Source organism: Streptosporangium sp. NPDC002721 (assembly GCF_042888905.1).
GTDB lineage: Bacteria > Actinomycetota > Actinomycetes > Streptosporangiales > Streptosporangiaceae > Streptosporangium.
Genome location: NZ_JBIAQI010000016.1, coordinates 21,248 through 37,197 on the forward strand (window position 1 = coordinate 21,248; position 15,950 = coordinate 37,197).

Here is a 15,950-nt window from a genome sequence, read left to right on the forward strand (position 1 = left end):
CTTCACCGGAAGGCGAAGGTCTCCAGGCTCGTTTTCGAGCCCGGGTCTCAGGTTCAGGGAGAAGTGATGACGCTGTCCATGCTGTCCGGCGAGCCGGAAGTGATCACGGTGGGGGCCGACGTGCTCGGCGAGGCGCTGGACGCGCAGGCCGTCCCGAGGGTCCGGGTGGACTGGCGCCCGCCGATGCCCGGCACCGAGGCCGACCTGGCCAGGGTGCTGGCCGACCCGCGCAGGGTTGGCGCCAACGAGACGGCCGTGGGCCGCCTGGTCTCGGCGCGGCCGCAGCTCGTCGGGGTGCGGCCCGCGCACGAGGTGCTCGACCTGCCGGAGGGGACGTTCCTGCACGCGGGGCCGCCGATCGAGTGGGAACGGGCGTCGGGCCCGCTGCGGGGGGCGCTCATCGGGGCGATGCTGCTGGAGGGGCTGGCCGCCGACGCGGAGGAGGCCGAGGAGCGGCTCGCCGCCGGGCGGGCCCGGTTCGACTCCTGCCACCACCACCGGACCGTCGGGCCGATGGCGGGCGTGGTCACCCCGTCGATGTGGATGTTCGAGGTCCGCGACGCCGAGCACGGCGGCACCGCCTACTGCTCGCTCAACGAGGGCCTGGGCAAGGTGCTGCGCTACGGCGCGTACGGGCCCGAGGTGCTGGAGCGGCTGCGCTGGATGGCCGGGGTGCTCGGCCCGGTGCTCCAGGCCACCCTGCGGCGGAGCGGGCCGCTCGACCTCAGGTCGCTGGCCGCGCAGGCCCTGCAGATGGGCGACGAGCTGCACAACCGCAACCGCGCCGCCACCTCGCTGCTGGTGCGCGAGCTCGCCCCCGGCGTGGTGGAGGCCGCTCCCGGCCACGCCGCCGAGGTCCTGCGCTTCGTCAACGGCAACGACCACTTCTTCCTCAACGCGGGCATGGCCGCGTGCAAGGTCAGCACGGACGCCGCGCGGGACGTCCCCGGTTCCACGATGGTCGTCGCGATGGCCCGCAACGGCACCGACTTCGGGGTCCAGGTCTCCGGGCTGGGCGACCGGTGGTTTACCGGTCCCGCGGGCGTGCCGGACGGCCTCTACCTGGGCGCGTACGGCCCCGACGACGCCAATCCCGACATCGGCGACTCGACGATCACCGAGACGGCGGGGCTGGGCGGCTTCGCGATGGCCGCGGCCCCGGCGATCGTGCGGTTCGTCGGCGGGAACGTGTCGGACGCGACGGCCGCCACCCGGTCCATGTACGAGATCACCCTGGCCGAGCACCCCGCGTACCAGATCCCGGGGCTGGACTTCCGGGGCACCCCGGTCGGCGTCGACGTCACGCTGGTCGCCAGGACGGGCCTGCTGCCCACCGTGAACACCGGCATCGCCGGGCGGGTGGCCGGGACCGGACAGGTCGGCGCCGGCCTGGTCAGCCCGCCCGCCTCGGCCTTCACCTCCGCCCTGGCCGCGCTGGCCGAGGCAGCCGATCGTGAACATCGGACGTCTTAAAGATCTTTCATCTATTAAGATTGGGTAAAGCTGACAATCTGTCCATCCGCCGGTAGCATTCGGCGACGTCGGAGCGCGGGCGCAGGCTCAGTGGTCTGAGGAATACCGATCCTGACAAATACCGTCACGTGCTTTCTCAGCATGCAAACTTCCATGGCCGAATGCCATCTCGCTATCGTGTCCACCGCACAAAAGCGCTGGTTATGGGGAACGGGGAACGATGACCGATCGCTTGCTCGGGAGAAACCCCCAGGGGCCTGAGGGCGGCGATCCCGCCGGCGGAACACCGGAGGGCCAGGGCAGGCTGGTGGGCAGGCGCTACCGCCTGGTGTCGCCGGTGGGCCGTGGTGGGATGGGCATGGTGTGGCACGCGCACGACGTCCTGCTCGACCGCGACGTCGCGGTCAAGGAGCTGATCCTCCCCTACGGGCTCGACCACGCAGGCACCCAGGGAGCCCACCGGCGGATGCTGCGCGAGGCCCGCTCGGCGGCCCGGCTCAGCCACCCCGGCATCGTCACCGTCCACGACGTCGTCGAGGAGGACGGCCGCCCCTGGATCGTGATGGAGCTGGTCCGCGCCTGGTCACTGGAGCAGGCCGTACGGCAGAGCGGGCCGCTGCCGGTGGTCCAGGCCGCCGAGATCGGCGTCCGGGTGCTCGACGCGCTCCGCCACGCCCACGCCGCCGGGATCATGCACCGCGACGTCAAGCCGGGCAACGTGCTGCTCACCTCCGACCGGGTGGTCCTCACCGACTTCGGCATCGCCGCCATAGAGGGCGACGTCGCGATCACCCAGACCGGCCTGCTGATGGGCTCGCCCGCCTACATCCCGCCGGAGCGGCTCTCGGGCCAGCCGGTTACGCAGTCCTCCGACCTGTGGGCTTTCGGCGCCACTCTGTACGCGGCGGTCGAGGGGCGGCCCCCCTACGAGGGGCCGGACGCGGTGGCCGTGCTCGGCGCGATCCTCACCCAGGAGCCCAGCCGCCCGCAGCGGGCCGGCGCCCTGATCACCGTCATCGAGGGCCTGCTCCGCAAGAACCCCGCCGACCGGATGAGCGCCTCGCAGGTGTCCGACCTGCTCGACCGGGTGCTGCGCAGCCACGGCTCCAGCACCCCGAACCGCGCGCCCGCCCCTTCCGGCCCCTCGCCCTCGTCGATGCCGGTCCCTGGCGACTCCATGCCGATGCACCTGATGCCCCCGCTGGACGTACCGTCGGGGCCGATGCCCTCCCGGATCATCGAGACGCCCTCGGGCCCGATCCGGGTGCCCTACGGCTCGGGCAACGACTCCTCCGGCGGCCACCCGCTCCCCTACGACGCGCTCGCCGGCCCGTCGGGGTCCCACCGCGCGGACCTGCTGTCCTTCCCCGGCCCCGGCCCCACCACCGGCGGGTTCCCCCGGGTGGGCGGCCCCCTGGACGGCGCGGCCACCGGCCTGGGCGGCGGGCACCAGCGCGGCTACGACGCGCTGCGCATCCCGGCGACCGGCCCCGACGGCAACCCGTTCGACCCGCTGACCAGCTTCTCCGGCGACCTGCCCGCCGCCGCGCCGTCCGCGCCGGCGGCCGCACCGCGGCGCGGCGGGCAGAGCGAGGCGTCCCGGGCCCGCGAGGCGGCGCTCTGGCCCACCCCCTCCTCCCAGGAGGCGCCCTCCCGCCCCTCCCTACGCGACTCGCAGACCATGACCTCCCCCAGCCGGAGCGGGGGGCGCGTGAGCTCGCGCCGCGCGCCGGGAAACGGCGGCGACGGCCCCGACCTGCGCCTGCTGATGCTCGGCGGGGGCGGCGTGCTGGCCATCGTGGTCGCCGGGCTGCTCGTCTTCCTGCCCGGCGGCAACCCCGACCCCGCGACCCCCGCGACCCCCTCCGCGGCGATCGCCACGACGGCCGACCCGGCGACGCCCGACGGGCCGAGCGAGGTCCCCGCGGGCTTCAAGCTGGAGAACGCGGCGGGTGTCTCCGGCGCGGTGCCCGACGACTGGACGGTGAAGGAGGGCCCCGCCGGAGCGGCCACCTTCTCCGGGCCGAGGGGAGGCGGGCAGAGCCTCGTCGTCACCAAGGTGGCGGTCGCGGAGCCGGTGCTCGCGCTGAGCAGGGCGAGCAAGAAGGGCCTGGACGAGTACACCGAGGTCGGCGTGACCACGGTGGACTACCGCACGTGGAAGGCCGCGGACTGGGAGTACACCTACGTCCAGCCCAACGGCGTCCCGATGCACGGGCTGACGCGCTACGTCGCCGTCAACGGCCTGACCGCCTACCAGATCACGTTCAAGGTTCAGGACCTGGACTGGGAGAAGAACTCGGAGATCCTCCAGACGTTCTTCGCCACCTTCGTGCCGACCGACTGACCCCGCGGCCGTCCTTACCCTCTCGGCGAAACGGCCTCGTGGCGCGGTCATGAGCGATGGCAGACTTCGCTCGTGACCGCGAACCCCACCAACCCCGCGAAGCCCGGCAATCCCCCCGGCGAGGAACGGATCGCCGTCGTGCGGCGGCGGACGCTCGCCGTCCTGTCCGCCGCCCAGATCAGCGGCGGGATCGGGGTCGCCGTGGGGCTCACCTTCAGCTCGGTGACCGTGGAGGACCTCTCCGGCTCCACCGCGCTCAGCGGGCTGGCCGGGACCGCGACCGTGCTGGGCGCCGCGCTGTTCGCGCTGCCCACCGCGAGATCGTCCGGCAGGGGCGGCCGGAGGGCCGGGCTCACCCTGGCCTACGGGTGCGCGCTGCTCGGCTGCCTGGTCTCGCTGCTCGCCGTCGGCCTGGGGTCGTGGCCGCTGCTGCTGGCCGGGCTGGTGCTGTTCGGCGCGGCCAGCGCGGGCGGCCTGGCCTCACGTTACGCCGCGACCGACCTGTCCCCGCCGGGGCACTCGGCCCGGCACCTGTCGCTGGTGGTGTGGGCCACCACCATTGGATCGGTCGCCGGGCCGAACCTCGCGGAGCCCGCCGAACGGTTCAGCGCCGGGTTCGGGCTGTCGGCGGGCAGCGGCCCGTTCGCCCTCGCCCTGCTGAGCTTCGCGGTCGCCCTCGGCGTCATCGTGGTCGCCCTGCGCCCCGATCCGCTGCTCCTGGCCCGCGCCGCGCTCCCGGTCCCGGAGTCCCCCGGCCCCACCCTGGAGGCGGCCGGTTCCCCGAAGGGCGGCGGGGGCACGTTCCGTACCGCCTGGCGGGTGCTGCGCGGGACGCCCGTGGCGGGCCGCGCGCTGGTCGCGATCGCGGTCAGCCACACCGCGATGGTCTCGATCATGTCCATGACGCCGGTCCACCTCGACCACGGCGGCTCGACGTACACGGTCATCGGCATCGTGATCAGCCTGCACATCGCGGGGATGTACGTCCTGTCGCCCGTGGTCGGCTGGCTGGCCGACCGGGTCGGCAGGACACCGGTGCTGGTGCTGGGGATGGGCCTGCTGCTGGCCGCCGCCGCCCTCGCGGGCGGCGCCGGGGCGCACGACGTCACGCGGGTGACCGTCGGCCTGGTCCTGCTCGGCCTGGGCTGGTCGTGCGGGCTGATCTCCGGCTCGGCGATGCTCAGCGAGGCCGTGACGCTGGAGCACCGCACCCCGGTGCAGGGCCTCTCGGACCTGCTGATGAACGTCTGCGGCGCGACCGGCACCGTGATCGCCGGGGTGATCGTCGGCACCCTGTCGTACGGCGTGCTCGGCGCGGCCGTCGCGGTCATGGTGACGGTTACCGGCGCCTGGCTGGCCCTGGCCCGCACCTGAGCCACGACCGGGGTCTGAGCCTGGGCGTGGGCCTGGAGTTGGAGCTGAGCTTGGACCGGCCCCGAGGCCGGAGCCGGGGCCGGGGCCAAGACCGAAGCCGGGACCGAGGCTGAGGCCGGGGCCGGCGCCAGGGCCGTCGCCGGGGGTCATTTGGCGTCGGCGTAGCACCTGACCGGGACGGCCTGCATGGGGAAGCGCACCGGGGTCGCCCCGAACAGCAGCCGGGTCGCCTCCTCGGCGGCCCTGCCGACCGCCGCGACGACCTCGCCGGCCTGCTCGGCCGGGCAGTGCACCATCACCTCGTCGTGCTGGAAGAACACCAGCCTGGCCGGGTCGGGCAGCAGGCCGCGCAGCACGGCCATCAGCGTGAGCGCCCACTCGGCCGCGGTCGCCTGGACGACGAAGTTGCGGGTGAACCGGCCGCGGTCGCGGGCCGCGCGGGCTCCCTCGGGACCGGAGACCAGCTTCCGCCAGCCCTCGGAGGGCGGCGGCGAGGTGCGGCCCAGCCAGGAGCGGACCACCTTGCCCTCCTCACCCGTCCTGGCGGCGTCCTCCACGAACTGGTAGGCGCGGGGGAAGCGCTGGCGCATCACGGGCAGCAGCCTGGCCGCGTCTCCGCTGGTGCCTCCGTACATCGCCGACAGCATGGCGAGCTTGGCGTTGTCGCGCTCGCCGCCGAACGCCTGCGACAGCGCCTGGTAGAGGTCGGCCTCCCCGGCGGCCCTGGCCAGGCCGCCGTCTCCCGCCATCGCGGCCAGCACCCGCGGCTCCAGCTGGGCCGCGTCGGCGACGACGAGCGTCCAGCCCTCGTCGGCCACGACGACCTTGCGCATCAGCTTGTGGATCTGCAGGGCCCCGCCGCCGTTGGTGGCCCAGCGGCCCGTCACCACGCCGCCCACGACGTACTCGGGCCGGAAGCGGTGGTCGCGCACCCACTGGTCGGCCCAGGCCCAGCCGTGGAAGCTGTAGAACCTGGACATCTCCTTGTAGGCGAGCAGGGGCGCGACGCCCGGGTGCTCGACCCGCTTGATGTCGTGGGCCCGGGTGGAGGCGACCGGCACGCCCGCCGCCTTGAACGCCCTCACGATCTGCTGCGGGGAGTCGGGGTTGAACGAGGTGCCGAAGGCCGCCGCCACCTGGTCGGCCAGAGCCTGGAGCTTGGCGGGCCGCATGCCGTGCACCGGGCGCGGGCCGAGCAGGCCGGTCAGCAGCTCGTCGTGCACGTCCCGCCGCCAGGGCATGCCCTCCCGGGCCATCTCGGCGGCGATCAGCGCCCCGGCGGACTCGGCGGCGACCAGCAGCCGGAACCGCCTCGGGTCGGCGGTGGCCTCGACGCGCCGCAGCTGGTCGGCGTAGACGTCGGCGACCAGGTCCGCGTCGGGCGGGGGCGCCTCCTCCTCGAAGAGGGTGGCCTGCCGCGCCCGGGAACCGTGGTGGTCGTCGGGCACGGGAAGGCCGTGCAGCCGGGCGTGGGCCGCGGCGGCGGACCTCGGCTCGCCGAAACGCCCCTCGTGGGCCAGGAGCAGGCCCTCGGTCAGCGCCAGATCGTGGCAGCGCGCCAGCCGCACCCCCGCGGCGAGCAGCGCGGGATAGACCTCCCGCGTGTCGGCCCAGACCCAGCGCGGGCTCCGGGCCTCCAGCTCGCGGACGGCGGGGACCAGATCGGCGACGGCCTCGGCGGGCCCGTCGTCCACGCGCAGCACGCCCCCGCCCCCGGGAGCCGCCGCGACCGACACGTGCATACGCCCAGCCTGCCACGACCGTACGACATTCTCGCTCAGACGAGCGGTATGGAGATCTCGTCCTCGATCGGGGGTTCGATCTCCTGCTGCAGGCAGCCGGTGGCCGCGAAGCAGCGGATCGTCAGGACCTCGGGGGTCACCGAGACGTGCAGGAAGCTCTTGAAGAACGGCGGGGTGTCCCAGTCGGACAGCTCCGACAGGTAGCGGTGGAAGGTCCGGCCCACGGGCAGCCGCAGCGGCATCGGCCAGCCGCCGAGGATCCGGGCCGCCCACCTCATCCGCCGGGTGATCGGCACGGGCGGGATGTCCCGTACCGGGGTGTTGCCGATCTGGCGGGACATCAGCGCCGCGCTCTCGTCGGGGGTGAGGTAGAGCCAGCGCATGCGCAGCCGGTCGCTGTAGAGCCTGCTGTAGAACGACAGCGAGTCGCCGCGCAGCGGGTAGCAGCGGTAGTCGTCCTCGTCCAGGCCGCCGACGGTGACCCTCGGGATGGTGTGGGTGGCGTGCATGAAGGCACCGGAGCCGCCCGCCACGAGGTACTGGATGGTCCGGTCGCCGACCTTGATCGGGAAACGCTGGTAGTTGTGCACGTCGCCACCTATCGCCGCGACGTAGTTGTGCGCCGGGTCGGTGACGATGTCGTCGATGGTGCCGCCGCCGGCCAGCTTCGACGGCTTGTGGTCGTTGCGGGTGTAGATGGGCTTGCCGGTGATCAGCAGCTTGGGCCGGGGGTCGCGCGAGACCGTGCGCAGCCAGTCGGCCTGCTCCCTGTCGATGTCGCCGCGGATGCCGGTGTCCACGCCGACGATGAGCAGCCCCGGCGTCTCCATCGCCCAGTAGGGGGCGGGCTGCACGGCCCGCTGCCCGGGCCTCGCCCGCCGCTCGCGCGCCCTGGCCAGCCGGGCCTCGTCGATCTTCTCCGGCTTGCGCCAGAGCAGGCCGCGCAGCCCGGAGGGCGACAGCTTGAAGCCCTCGTTCTCGGCCTCCAGCGCCGGGGCGTCGCAGAAGACGCGCATGAAGCCGCCGAGCCCGTCGTACCAGTCGTGGTTGCCGGGGATCGCGTAGATCGGCGCCGGGTAGTCCTGGTACGGGCGGAAGAACTTGTCCTCGTACTCGTTGCCCGAGCCGGTGGGGTAGATCACGTCACTGGCGACGACCGCGAAGGCGGTGCCCTCGCCGATCTTGAGCATGCCCGGCACCACGGCGTACTGCGAGGCGTCGCCCTCCCCCGTGTCGCCGAGGACCAGGAAGGAGAACTCGGGGCCGACGTCCATCGGGACGCGGAAGGAGGGGTCGACGCCCCGGTCCCGCTGGGAGCCCACCCAGCGCGCCCGCACCTGGCCCGAGGGGTCTCCGAACAGGATCGCGAGGACCTCGTTCCGCGAGCGCCAGATGGTGCGCGGGTTCAGCCAGGAGAAGGTCTCCTTGCTGGGCAGCAGGTTCGTGAAGGTGCCCGTCTGGGCGCAGGACCAGCCCGCGCCCTCCTTCGACACCCGGGAGGACGCCTCGCGCCCGCGTTCCGCCTGTCCTGTGTCAACCATGCCTCATATCTTGGCAATGATCTTAAAGAGCCGCACGTCCTCCGGCGATCCGGGGCGCCCGCTCTCTGGAATACAGTTCTAGTGTGTACGCCTACTGGGAGACCGTTCCGACCAGGTGGAAGGACAACGACGTCTACGGCCACGTCAACAACGCCGTCCACTACTCGATGATGGACACGGTGATCAACACCTGGCTGATCAGGACCGCGGGCCTGGACATCCACGACGGCGACGCCATCGGCCTGTGCGTCGAGTCGCACTGCGTCTACCGGGCCTCGGTGTCCTTCCCCGAGGCCGTCAGGGTCGGGCTGCGGGTCGGTCACCTGGGCCGCTCCAGCGTCCGCTACGAGCTGGGGCTGTTCCGCGAGGACGGCGAGACGGTCGTGGCCGAGGGCCACTTCGTCCACGTGTTCGTCGACCGGGAGACCCGCAGGCCGGCCGGGATCCCCGGGCCGCTCCGCGAGGCCGTGGAGAAGCTCGTGGTCACCGGCTGAACCTCCCCACCCGGACACCGCGAGCCGAATTTCCCGGCAGGACCTCCCCGCCGGGCCTCCCCGGCCGGGCACCACGGGCCGGACTTCCCCGTCGAGCCTCCCGTCACCTCTCCGGGGGGACGAGCACCCCGGGGTTGAGGACGCCCTCGGGGTCGAGCCTGTCCTTGATCCCGCGCAGGATCTCCACGCCCAGGTCGCCGATCTCGGTCGCGTAGGCCTCCCGGTGGTCGCGGCCGACGCCGTGGTGGTGCGAGACGGTGCCCCCGGCCGCGACGATCGCCTCGTTGACCGACCGCTTGGCCGCCTCCCACTCCCCGACGGGGTCCTCGCCCTGCGCCGTGACGACCGTGAAGTACAGGGAGGCGCCGGTGCCGTACACATGGGAGATGTGGCACATGACCAGCGGCGAGCCGAGCGAGGCGTGCAGCGAGAGCCGTACGGCGTCGTAGAGGCGGGGCAGGTTGGACCAGAACCCGGCCGTCTCCAGCGTCTCGACGGTCGCCCCGGCGGCGAGCAGCGAGTCGCGCAGGTAGGGCGCGGAGTAGCGCCCGTGGGCCCACGACTCCCCCGGCTCCGTGCCGAGGGGGACGCCGCCGAGCCCCGACAGCACGGCCGCGACCCGCTCGCGCAGGGCGGGCACCTCGGAGAAGCCCTCGTACCCGGCGATCGCCAGGCAGCCCGCGCCGGTCGGAGAGGCGCCGATCTCGCCGGGGCGGGCCAGGCCGACCATCGTCTCGGTCTCGTCGGACAGGCGCAGCACGGTGGGCACGACGCCCTCCTGGACGAGGTGGCGCAGCGCGGCCGACCCCTCGGCGAACGACGCGAACCGCCACCCCTCGTAGACCCGCTCGGCGGGCGCGCGCCGGACGCGGAGCCGCAGGGAGGTGATCACGCCGAAGGCCCCCTCGGAGCCGAGGATCACCTGGCGCAGGTCGGGCCCGGCCGCCGACCTGGGCGCCCGGCCGAGTTCGAGGGTGCCGCGCGGGGTGGCCACGGTCATGCCGACCACCATGTCGTCGAAGCGCCCGTACCCGGCCGAGGCCTGGCCGCTGGAGCGGGCGGCGGCGAAACCTCCCAGCGTGGCGTACTCGAACGACTGCGGGAAGTGACCTAGGGTGAACCCGTGCCCGGCCAGAAGCCGCTCGGCCTCCGGGGTCCGCAGCCCCGGCCCCATCTCGGCGACCATCGACTCGGCGTCGACGGCGACCAGCCCGTTCAGCCTGGCGAGGTCCAGCGCGACGACACCGGCGAAGCCCCGCCGGGTGGCGACCAGGCCGCCGACCACGGAGGTCCCGCCACCGAAGGGGACCACCGCGACCCGGTGCGCGGCGCAGGCCGCCAGCACCTCCAGCACCTCCTGATGAGAGCCGGGCAGCACCACGGCGTCGGGGGCGTCGGAGCCGTCCCCGGCGCGCATGCGCATCAGGTCGGGGGTGGACTTGCCCCGGGTGTGCCGGACGCGGGTCTCGTCGTCGGAGCGCACGTGGCCGTCGCCGACGACGCCGCGCAGCTCCGCCAGTACGGGCGGGGGAAGGGTCGCGGCGGGCAGCCGCACCTCGCCGAGCTCGGCGGCCCGCTCCCTCCGGGGGCGCACGCCCAGCACGTCCCGGAGCAGTTTTGTGACCGGTTCCGGCAGGTCGGCGGCCTTGCGGGGGTCGCCCCAGCCGGACCAGAGCATGGGATCCGCTATCTTCGTCGGGTTTTCCACCCTTACACTGTGACACATGACGTCTATTCGTCACAATGCAGACATGGAGAGCGACAACCGGGTGCTGGACGCCGCCCGCGAGGCGGTCCTCGCGGTGGGGGTGCGGCGCACCACGCTCACCGACGTGGCGCGCAGGGCCGGGCTCTCCCGCATGACGATCTACCGCCGCTGGCCCGACGTGCGCACCCTCGTCGCCGACCTGATGACCCGCGAGTGGGTGCGCGTCGCGGATCGGTTCGCGACCGACGACCCGGTCACCTCGGCGGTGGCGGTGGTACGGGCATTGCGCGGCCACCCGCTCTGGCGAAAGATCGTCGAGGTCGACCCGGAGCTGCTGCTGCCCTACCTGCTGAACCGCAGGGGCGCCAGCCAGCAGGTCATGCTCGCGCTCGTCGAGGCCGCGATCGTCCGAGGTCAGGAGGGGGGCAGCGTGCGCCCCGGCGACCCGGCGAGGCTGTCCAGGGCCCTGCTGCTGACCGCCCAGTCGTTCCTGCTCTCCGGCTCGACCATGCTCGACCCGGCCGCTCCGGACGGCCCGACCGACCCGACCGATCCACCCGGCCCGACCGGCCTGGACGACCTGAATGACCTGGACGCCGAGCTCACCACGCTCCTGGAAAGGTACCTGCGACCGTGAACTCCTCTCTCAACGCCGCCCGCCGCGAGCGCGAGCTGGCCGAGGTACGTGACCTCGTGGTGGACGTGCTGGTGGTGGGCCTGGGCGCCACCGGCGCCGGGGTCGCGCTCGACGCGGCCTCCCGGGGCCTCTCCGTGGCCGCGATCGACGCCCACGACATCGCCTTCGGAACCTCCAGGTGGAGTTCCAAGATGATCCACGGCGGGCTCCGCTACCTGGCCAAGGGGCAGATCGGGGTGGCGTACGAGAGCGCGGTCGAACGCGGCCGCCTGCTCGGGCGCACCGCGCCGCACCTGGTCAGGGCCCACCCCTACCTGCTGCCGCTGGTCCCCGAGGTCTCCCGCCGCCACGCGGCGCTGGTGATGACCGGCTACCGCGTCGGCGAGGGGCTGCGCGTCGCCGCGCGCACGCCCCGCCACCTCCTGCCCGGCCCCTCGCGGATCTCCGCCGCGCAGGCCCTCGCCCTCGCCTCGCCGCTGAGCTCGCGGGGGCTGCGCGGCGCCCTGCTGTCGTGGGACGGGCGGCTGGCCGACGACGCCCGCCTGGTCGTCACCGTGGCCAGGACGGCCGCCGCCCTGGGGACGAGGGTCCTGACGCGCTGCCGGGCGCTGGAGCTGTCCGGCGAGGGCGCGCTGGTCCGCGACGAGCTCACCGGCGACACCTTCACGATCCGGGCCAGGACGGTGGTCAACGCCACCGGCGTCTGGGCCGCCGGGCTGCACCCGGGCATCCAGCTGCGCCCCTCGCGCGGCACCCACCTGGTGCTGCGGCCCGACACGCTGCCGGGCCTGACCGCGGGACTGCACGTGCCGATCCCCGGCGAGAGCAACCGCTTCGCCCTGGTCCTCCCCCAGCCCGACGGGCGGGTCCACGTCGGTCTCACCGACGAACCGGTGGACGGCCCCGTCCCGGACGTCCCGCCGGTGCCGGAGGAGGACGTGACCTTCCTGCTGGCCGTCCTGAACTCCGTGCTGGAGGAGCCGATCCGGCGCCAGGACGTGGCCGGGACCTACGCGGGGCTGCGGCCGCTGCTCGCCGCCGACGGCCGCACCGCCGACCTGTCCAGGAAGCACTCGCTGCTCACCACCCCGGACGGGATGGTGACGATCGTGGGCGGCAAGCTGACCACGTACCGCCGGATGGCCGAGGACGCGGTCGACCGGGCCGTGTCACTGGGCAGGCTCGACGCGGGCCGGAGCCGTACGAGGGAGCTGCCCCTCATCGGGGCCGTATCCGCGAGCGGCCCCGACGGCGCGGGCGGCGGGCAGGGCTCGGACGGTGACGGAGGGGATCGGGAGACCGCCCGGCTGCTGGAGCGGTACGGGAGCGAGGCGGGTGCCGTACGGGCCCTGATGGCGGAGGACCCCTGGCTGGCCGAACCCGGGCCGACCGGGGTCACCGGGGCCGAGCTCGTCTGGGCGGTCAGGCACGAGGGCGCCCTGGACGTGGACGACCTCCTCGACCGGCGGACCAGGATCGGCCTCGTCCCGCAGGACCGCGCCGCGGCCCTCCCCCTGGCCCACGCCGCGCTGGCCTACTGACCTCCCACCACCGGCCGTACCGGCCGTACCGGCCCCCACCGCTCACCGCACGGCCCTCGTACCGGCCCGCCGGCCCCTTACCGCTCATCGCACGCCTCGCCGGGGAGGGCGGCGCCGCTCGCCGCACGGCCTGTCGACAGGCCGCTGTTCGCCGGGCGTGGTGGATCGACGCCCCGCCGCTCCCTGGCCCCACCGGCCCCCTCGCCCACCGGGAGCCGGGAAGGCCGTCCGGCCGAGGACACCTTTCCCGCGACCGCCCCGCCACGGGCACATCACCGTCACACGCCTGTGATCGTTTCACTCTCGCCACGCCGGTTCGCCTGTTAGGTTAGTCTTACCTAAGTCAGAGCGAGGAGAGAGCGTGAGCACGGGGAACGGCGTGAGCAGGGCGGACACGGCGCCCAGGGGGTGCGCGCACCCGCCGGGCTGCCACACCGGCGAGCTGCCGGTCTACGCCAGCGCGACCGTCGGGGCCCGCTTCTGGCTGCTCATCGAGCACCCCGGCCCCTGGGCCTCCCACCTGGAGGACTGCAGCCTCCCCGAGGACGTCCACATCCTTATCAAACGCGCCACACGGCTCGGCATCCGGCCCCAGCTGATCCGTCGTCCCGACCGCAGGAACCCCGTGACCACCGGCATTCACGTCATGGTCGCCGACTCCGGTTCCGCCGAGCCCTGGATCGCCGAAGGCGTCATCGCAGGTCCGGACGATCTTAACCTTGACAGCGTGGTGGCCGGAGTGGTCCCGGAGTCCTGCATACTTGTGAGTGAGCCGGTTTTTCTGGTCTGCACGCATGCCAAGCGCAACGCGTGCTGCGCCCGCATTGGACTACCCCTAGCTCGGTCCTTGGCAAAAACATTGCCGGACACAGTATGGGAAACATCACATGTTGGCGGCGATCGATACGCCGCCAACCTCGTGTGCTTGCCACACGGGCTTTACTACGGCAGCATGTCTCAGGCTGCTGCGATCGCGGCAGCCGACGCGTACCGGTCCGGCGAGGTCATCCTCGACCGTTTCCGGGGACGCGCAGGCATCCCTGAGCCACTGCAGGCCGCTGAGCATTTCATCCGCATTCATACGGGTGATCTCTCGGTTGGCGGAGTGGCCGTGGAATCCTCCAGGTTGGACGGCGCCGTCACCGAGGCATTTGTGCGCGGTAGTGGCGCTCGTTTTCGGGTAGTGGTTGAACCCATGACGCTAACAACGCCATGTGGTACGGCTTGCGCCGATACGATCACTACCTACCGGCTGGTCACGCTGGACAGGCTCACCCCTGTGCGGTACGCCACGTCCGCCCTGACCTGACCTGAGGGAACATCACGGCCAATCCAGGCGTTGGACCCAGGGACGTCACAAGCGTCCAATGCGGCATTAACCAGAAATACCTCTCACTATAAGGTGGTTTTCTCATGTCTCAGGTACGTCGGCAGACCGCCCGGCCTCGGCCCAGCTGGGGCTGGCAGGATGACGCCGCGTGCCGGGGCGAGGACCTCGTGCTCTTCTTCGGCCCCGACGGCGAGCGTCAGCCCGAGCGTGACATTCGCGAGCGTAAGGCCAAGGCGATCTGCGCCCAGTGCCCCGTTCGCGCGGAGTGCCTCGACTATGCGCTTTCCCGTCCGGAGAAGTACGGCACCTGGGGCGGTCTGAACGAGGACGAGCGCGCCTCCGAGCGTCGCCGTCGTATGCGCCGCGCCGCCAGCGCCGGCATCAGTGCCGTCGCCTGAGCAGTACCTCCACCCGGCTTCCCCCGCACGTGTGATCTCGCGCACCCCCTGCGAGATCACACGTTGTCGTGTCGGGCCCCGCTCGTACGGCACCCGGGACGGGTGACCGCACGAGCGGGCTTTCCCCACGTGTCAGGGCCGGCTGCGGCCCGTCTTCCGCATCTCCTTGTGGATGATCTTCCACTTGTTCTGCAGCTCCTTGCGGAGCCTCGCGTCACTCCTGGACGCCATCCACGCGGCCTCCCGCTGGAGCTTGTTCCAGCTCTCCAGCCGCCGCTCGGGAAGCGTGCCGTCCTCGATCGCGGCGATCACCGCGCAGCCCGGCTCGCTGTCGTGGCCGCAGTCGCCGAACCGGCACCGCTCGGCGAGCTCCTCCAGGTCCGCGAAGACCATGTCCACGCCCTCGCCCATGTCGTACAGGCCGACGCGGCGGATGCCCGGCGTGTCGATGATGAGCCCGCCTCCCGCGAGCGGGATGAGCTCGCGGTGCACGGTGGTGTGACGGCCCCGGCCGTCTCCGGCCCTGACCTGCTGGGTCTCCATGACCCCCTGTCCCGCCAGGGCGTTGACGAGCGTCGACTTGCCCGCGCCCGAGGCGCCGAGCACCACCGCGGTGCGCGTGCCCTCGAGGTATCCGCGGACGATGTCGACCCCCTCGCCCGTGACGGAGCAGATCGCATGCACGTCCACCCCCGGCGCCGCCGAGGCGACCTCCTCCATCAGGAAGTCGAGGCCCTCGCCGATCAGGTCCGACTTGGTGACGAGCACCACGGGACGGCCACCGCTCTCCCAGGCGAGCGCGAGCAGCCGCTCGATCCTGCCCAGGTCGGCGGTGTCGGTGGCGTGCAGGGCGGGTTCGGCGACGAAGACGACGTCGACGTTGGCGGCGAGCACCTGCCCCTGGGAGTCGCCGGAGAGCCCGCCCCTGGAGACTCGCGCGACGCCGCCGCGCACGAACGCGGTGCGCCGGGGCAGCAGCGCCGCCAGCTCGAAGCGGCCCTCGGCCAGGTGACGGAGCCCGACCCAGTCGCCGACGCAGGGCAGGGCCACGGGGTCGGCGGCGGCGTCACGCCGCACCCTGGCGCCGTAGTCGGCCCGGAGATGACCGGAGGCCGTCAGCACCTCGGCGACACCGCGATCGACGCGGGACACCCGGGCCGGGGTCAGGTCCACGGGAAGCTCGGCGGCGAAGGAGTCGTTCCAGCCGAGCGCGGTGAGAGCGGATGAAGAAGATACGAATGACGAAGACGACGAAGACAACGTAAGCACCCTTGTGAAAGGCCGGGTGCCCTGTCGCGAATCGGCTAGGCGGGCACCCGGAGGTTGATGGACGGCAGGCTCACCAGAAAGACCCGCATAGTCCTC

12 protein-coding genes are annotated in these 15,950 nt (G+C 72.9%); 8 read left to right on the forward strand and 4 right to left on the reverse strand.

Annotated features, from left to right (window positions below; translation table 11 throughout):
• Nucleotides 1-66: 66 nt before the first annotated feature.
• The 3 genes from ACFYWM_RS23320 to ACFYWM_RS23330 all read left to right on the forward strand — a co-directional run bounded on the left by ACFYWM_RS23320 (nt 67) and on the right by ACFYWM_RS23330 (nt 5,194).
• Complete coding sequence (locus ACFYWM_RS23320; protein WP_389917546.1) at nt 67-1,473, forward strand: DUF1116 domain-containing protein; 1,407 nt, start codon at nt 67-69, stop codon at nt 1,471-1,473.
• 220 nt (nt 1,474-1,693) lie between these two features.
• Complete coding sequence (locus ACFYWM_RS23325) at nt 1,694-3,820, forward strand: serine/threonine-protein kinase (protein ID WP_389917547.1); 2,127 nt, start codon at nt 1,694-1,696, stop codon at nt 3,818-3,820.
• 72 nt (nt 3,821-3,892) lie between these two features.
• On the forward strand, nt 3,893-5,194 hold the full coding sequence (locus ACFYWM_RS23330; protein ID WP_389917548.1) for an MFS transporter: 1,302 nt from the start codon (nt 3,893-3,895) through the stop codon (nt 5,192-5,194).
• 146 nt (nt 5,195-5,340) lie between these two features.
• Here ACFYWM_RS23330 and ACFYWM_RS23335 read toward each other — a convergent pair whose 3' ends face one another.
• Entirely contained in the window at nt 5,341-6,936 is a 1,596-nt protein-coding gene (locus ACFYWM_RS23335; protein ID WP_389917549.1) for a bifunctional 3'-5' exonuclease/DNA polymerase, read from the reverse strand.
• A 35-nt stretch (nt 6,937-6,971) separates the two neighbouring features.
• Entirely contained in the window at nt 6,972-8,477 is a 1,506-nt protein-coding gene (locus tag ACFYWM_RS23340; RefSeq protein WP_389917550.1) for a metallophosphoesterase family protein, read from the reverse strand.
• Between the two features lie 83 nt (nt 8,478-8,560).
• Here ACFYWM_RS23340 and ACFYWM_RS23345 point away from each other — a divergent pair, with 83 nt between their 5' ends.
• On the forward strand, nt 8,561-8,971 hold the full coding sequence (locus ACFYWM_RS23345) for an acyl-CoA thioesterase (RefSeq protein WP_389917551.1): 411 nt from the start codon (nt 8,561-8,563) through the stop codon (nt 8,969-8,971).
• A 103-nt stretch (nt 8,972-9,074) separates the two neighbouring features.
• On the opposite strand, the gene ACFYWM_RS23350 is transcribed toward ACFYWM_RS23345, so the two are convergent.
• A complete protein-coding gene (locus ACFYWM_RS23350) occupies nt 9,075-10,649 on the reverse strand; it encodes an FAD-binding oxidoreductase (protein WP_389917721.1) in 1,575 nt (524 codons plus the stop codon).
• A 46-nt stretch (nt 10,650-10,695) separates the two neighbouring features.
• Between ACFYWM_RS23350 and ACFYWM_RS23355 the strand changes: the two genes are divergently transcribed.
• From ACFYWM_RS23355 to ACFYWM_RS23370, 4 genes are all read left to right on the forward strand, one after another.
• Complete coding sequence (locus tag ACFYWM_RS23355) at nt 10,696-11,316, forward strand: TetR/AcrR family transcriptional regulator (protein ID WP_389917552.1); 621 nt, start codon at nt 10,696-10,698, stop codon at nt 11,314-11,316.
• Nucleotides 11,313-12,857 (forward strand): glycerol-3-phosphate dehydrogenase/oxidase, encoded by a 1,545-nt coding sequence (locus ACFYWM_RS23360; protein WP_389917553.1) that lies wholly within the window; start codon nt 11,313-11,315, stop codon nt 12,855-12,857. Before ACFYWM_RS23355 ends, ACFYWM_RS23360 begins: the two co-directional genes overlap by 4 nt.
• Nucleotides 12,858-13,218: 361 nt before the next feature.
• Nucleotides 13,219-14,166, forward strand: coding sequence for a sucrase ferredoxin (locus tag ACFYWM_RS23365; RefSeq protein ID WP_389917554.1), 948 nt, complete (start codon nt 13,219-13,221; stop codon nt 14,164-14,166).
• A gap of 104 nt (nt 14,167-14,270) precedes the next feature.
• Nucleotides 14,271-14,585: a WhiB family transcriptional regulator gene (locus ACFYWM_RS23370; RefSeq protein WP_012893126.1), complete on the forward strand. Its 315-nt coding sequence runs from the start codon at nt 14,271-14,273 to the stop codon at nt 14,583-14,585.
• A 132-nt stretch (nt 14,586-14,717) separates the two neighbouring features.
• Here the strand turns inward: ACFYWM_RS23370 and rsgA are convergent, their stop codons facing one another.
• Nucleotides 14,718-15,845, reverse strand: a complete 1,128-nt coding sequence (rsgA, locus tag ACFYWM_RS23375) for a ribosome small subunit-dependent GTPase A (protein WP_389917555.1) — start codon at nt 15,843-15,845, stop codon at nt 14,718-14,720.
• Nucleotides 15,846-15,950 lie beyond the last annotated feature (105 nt).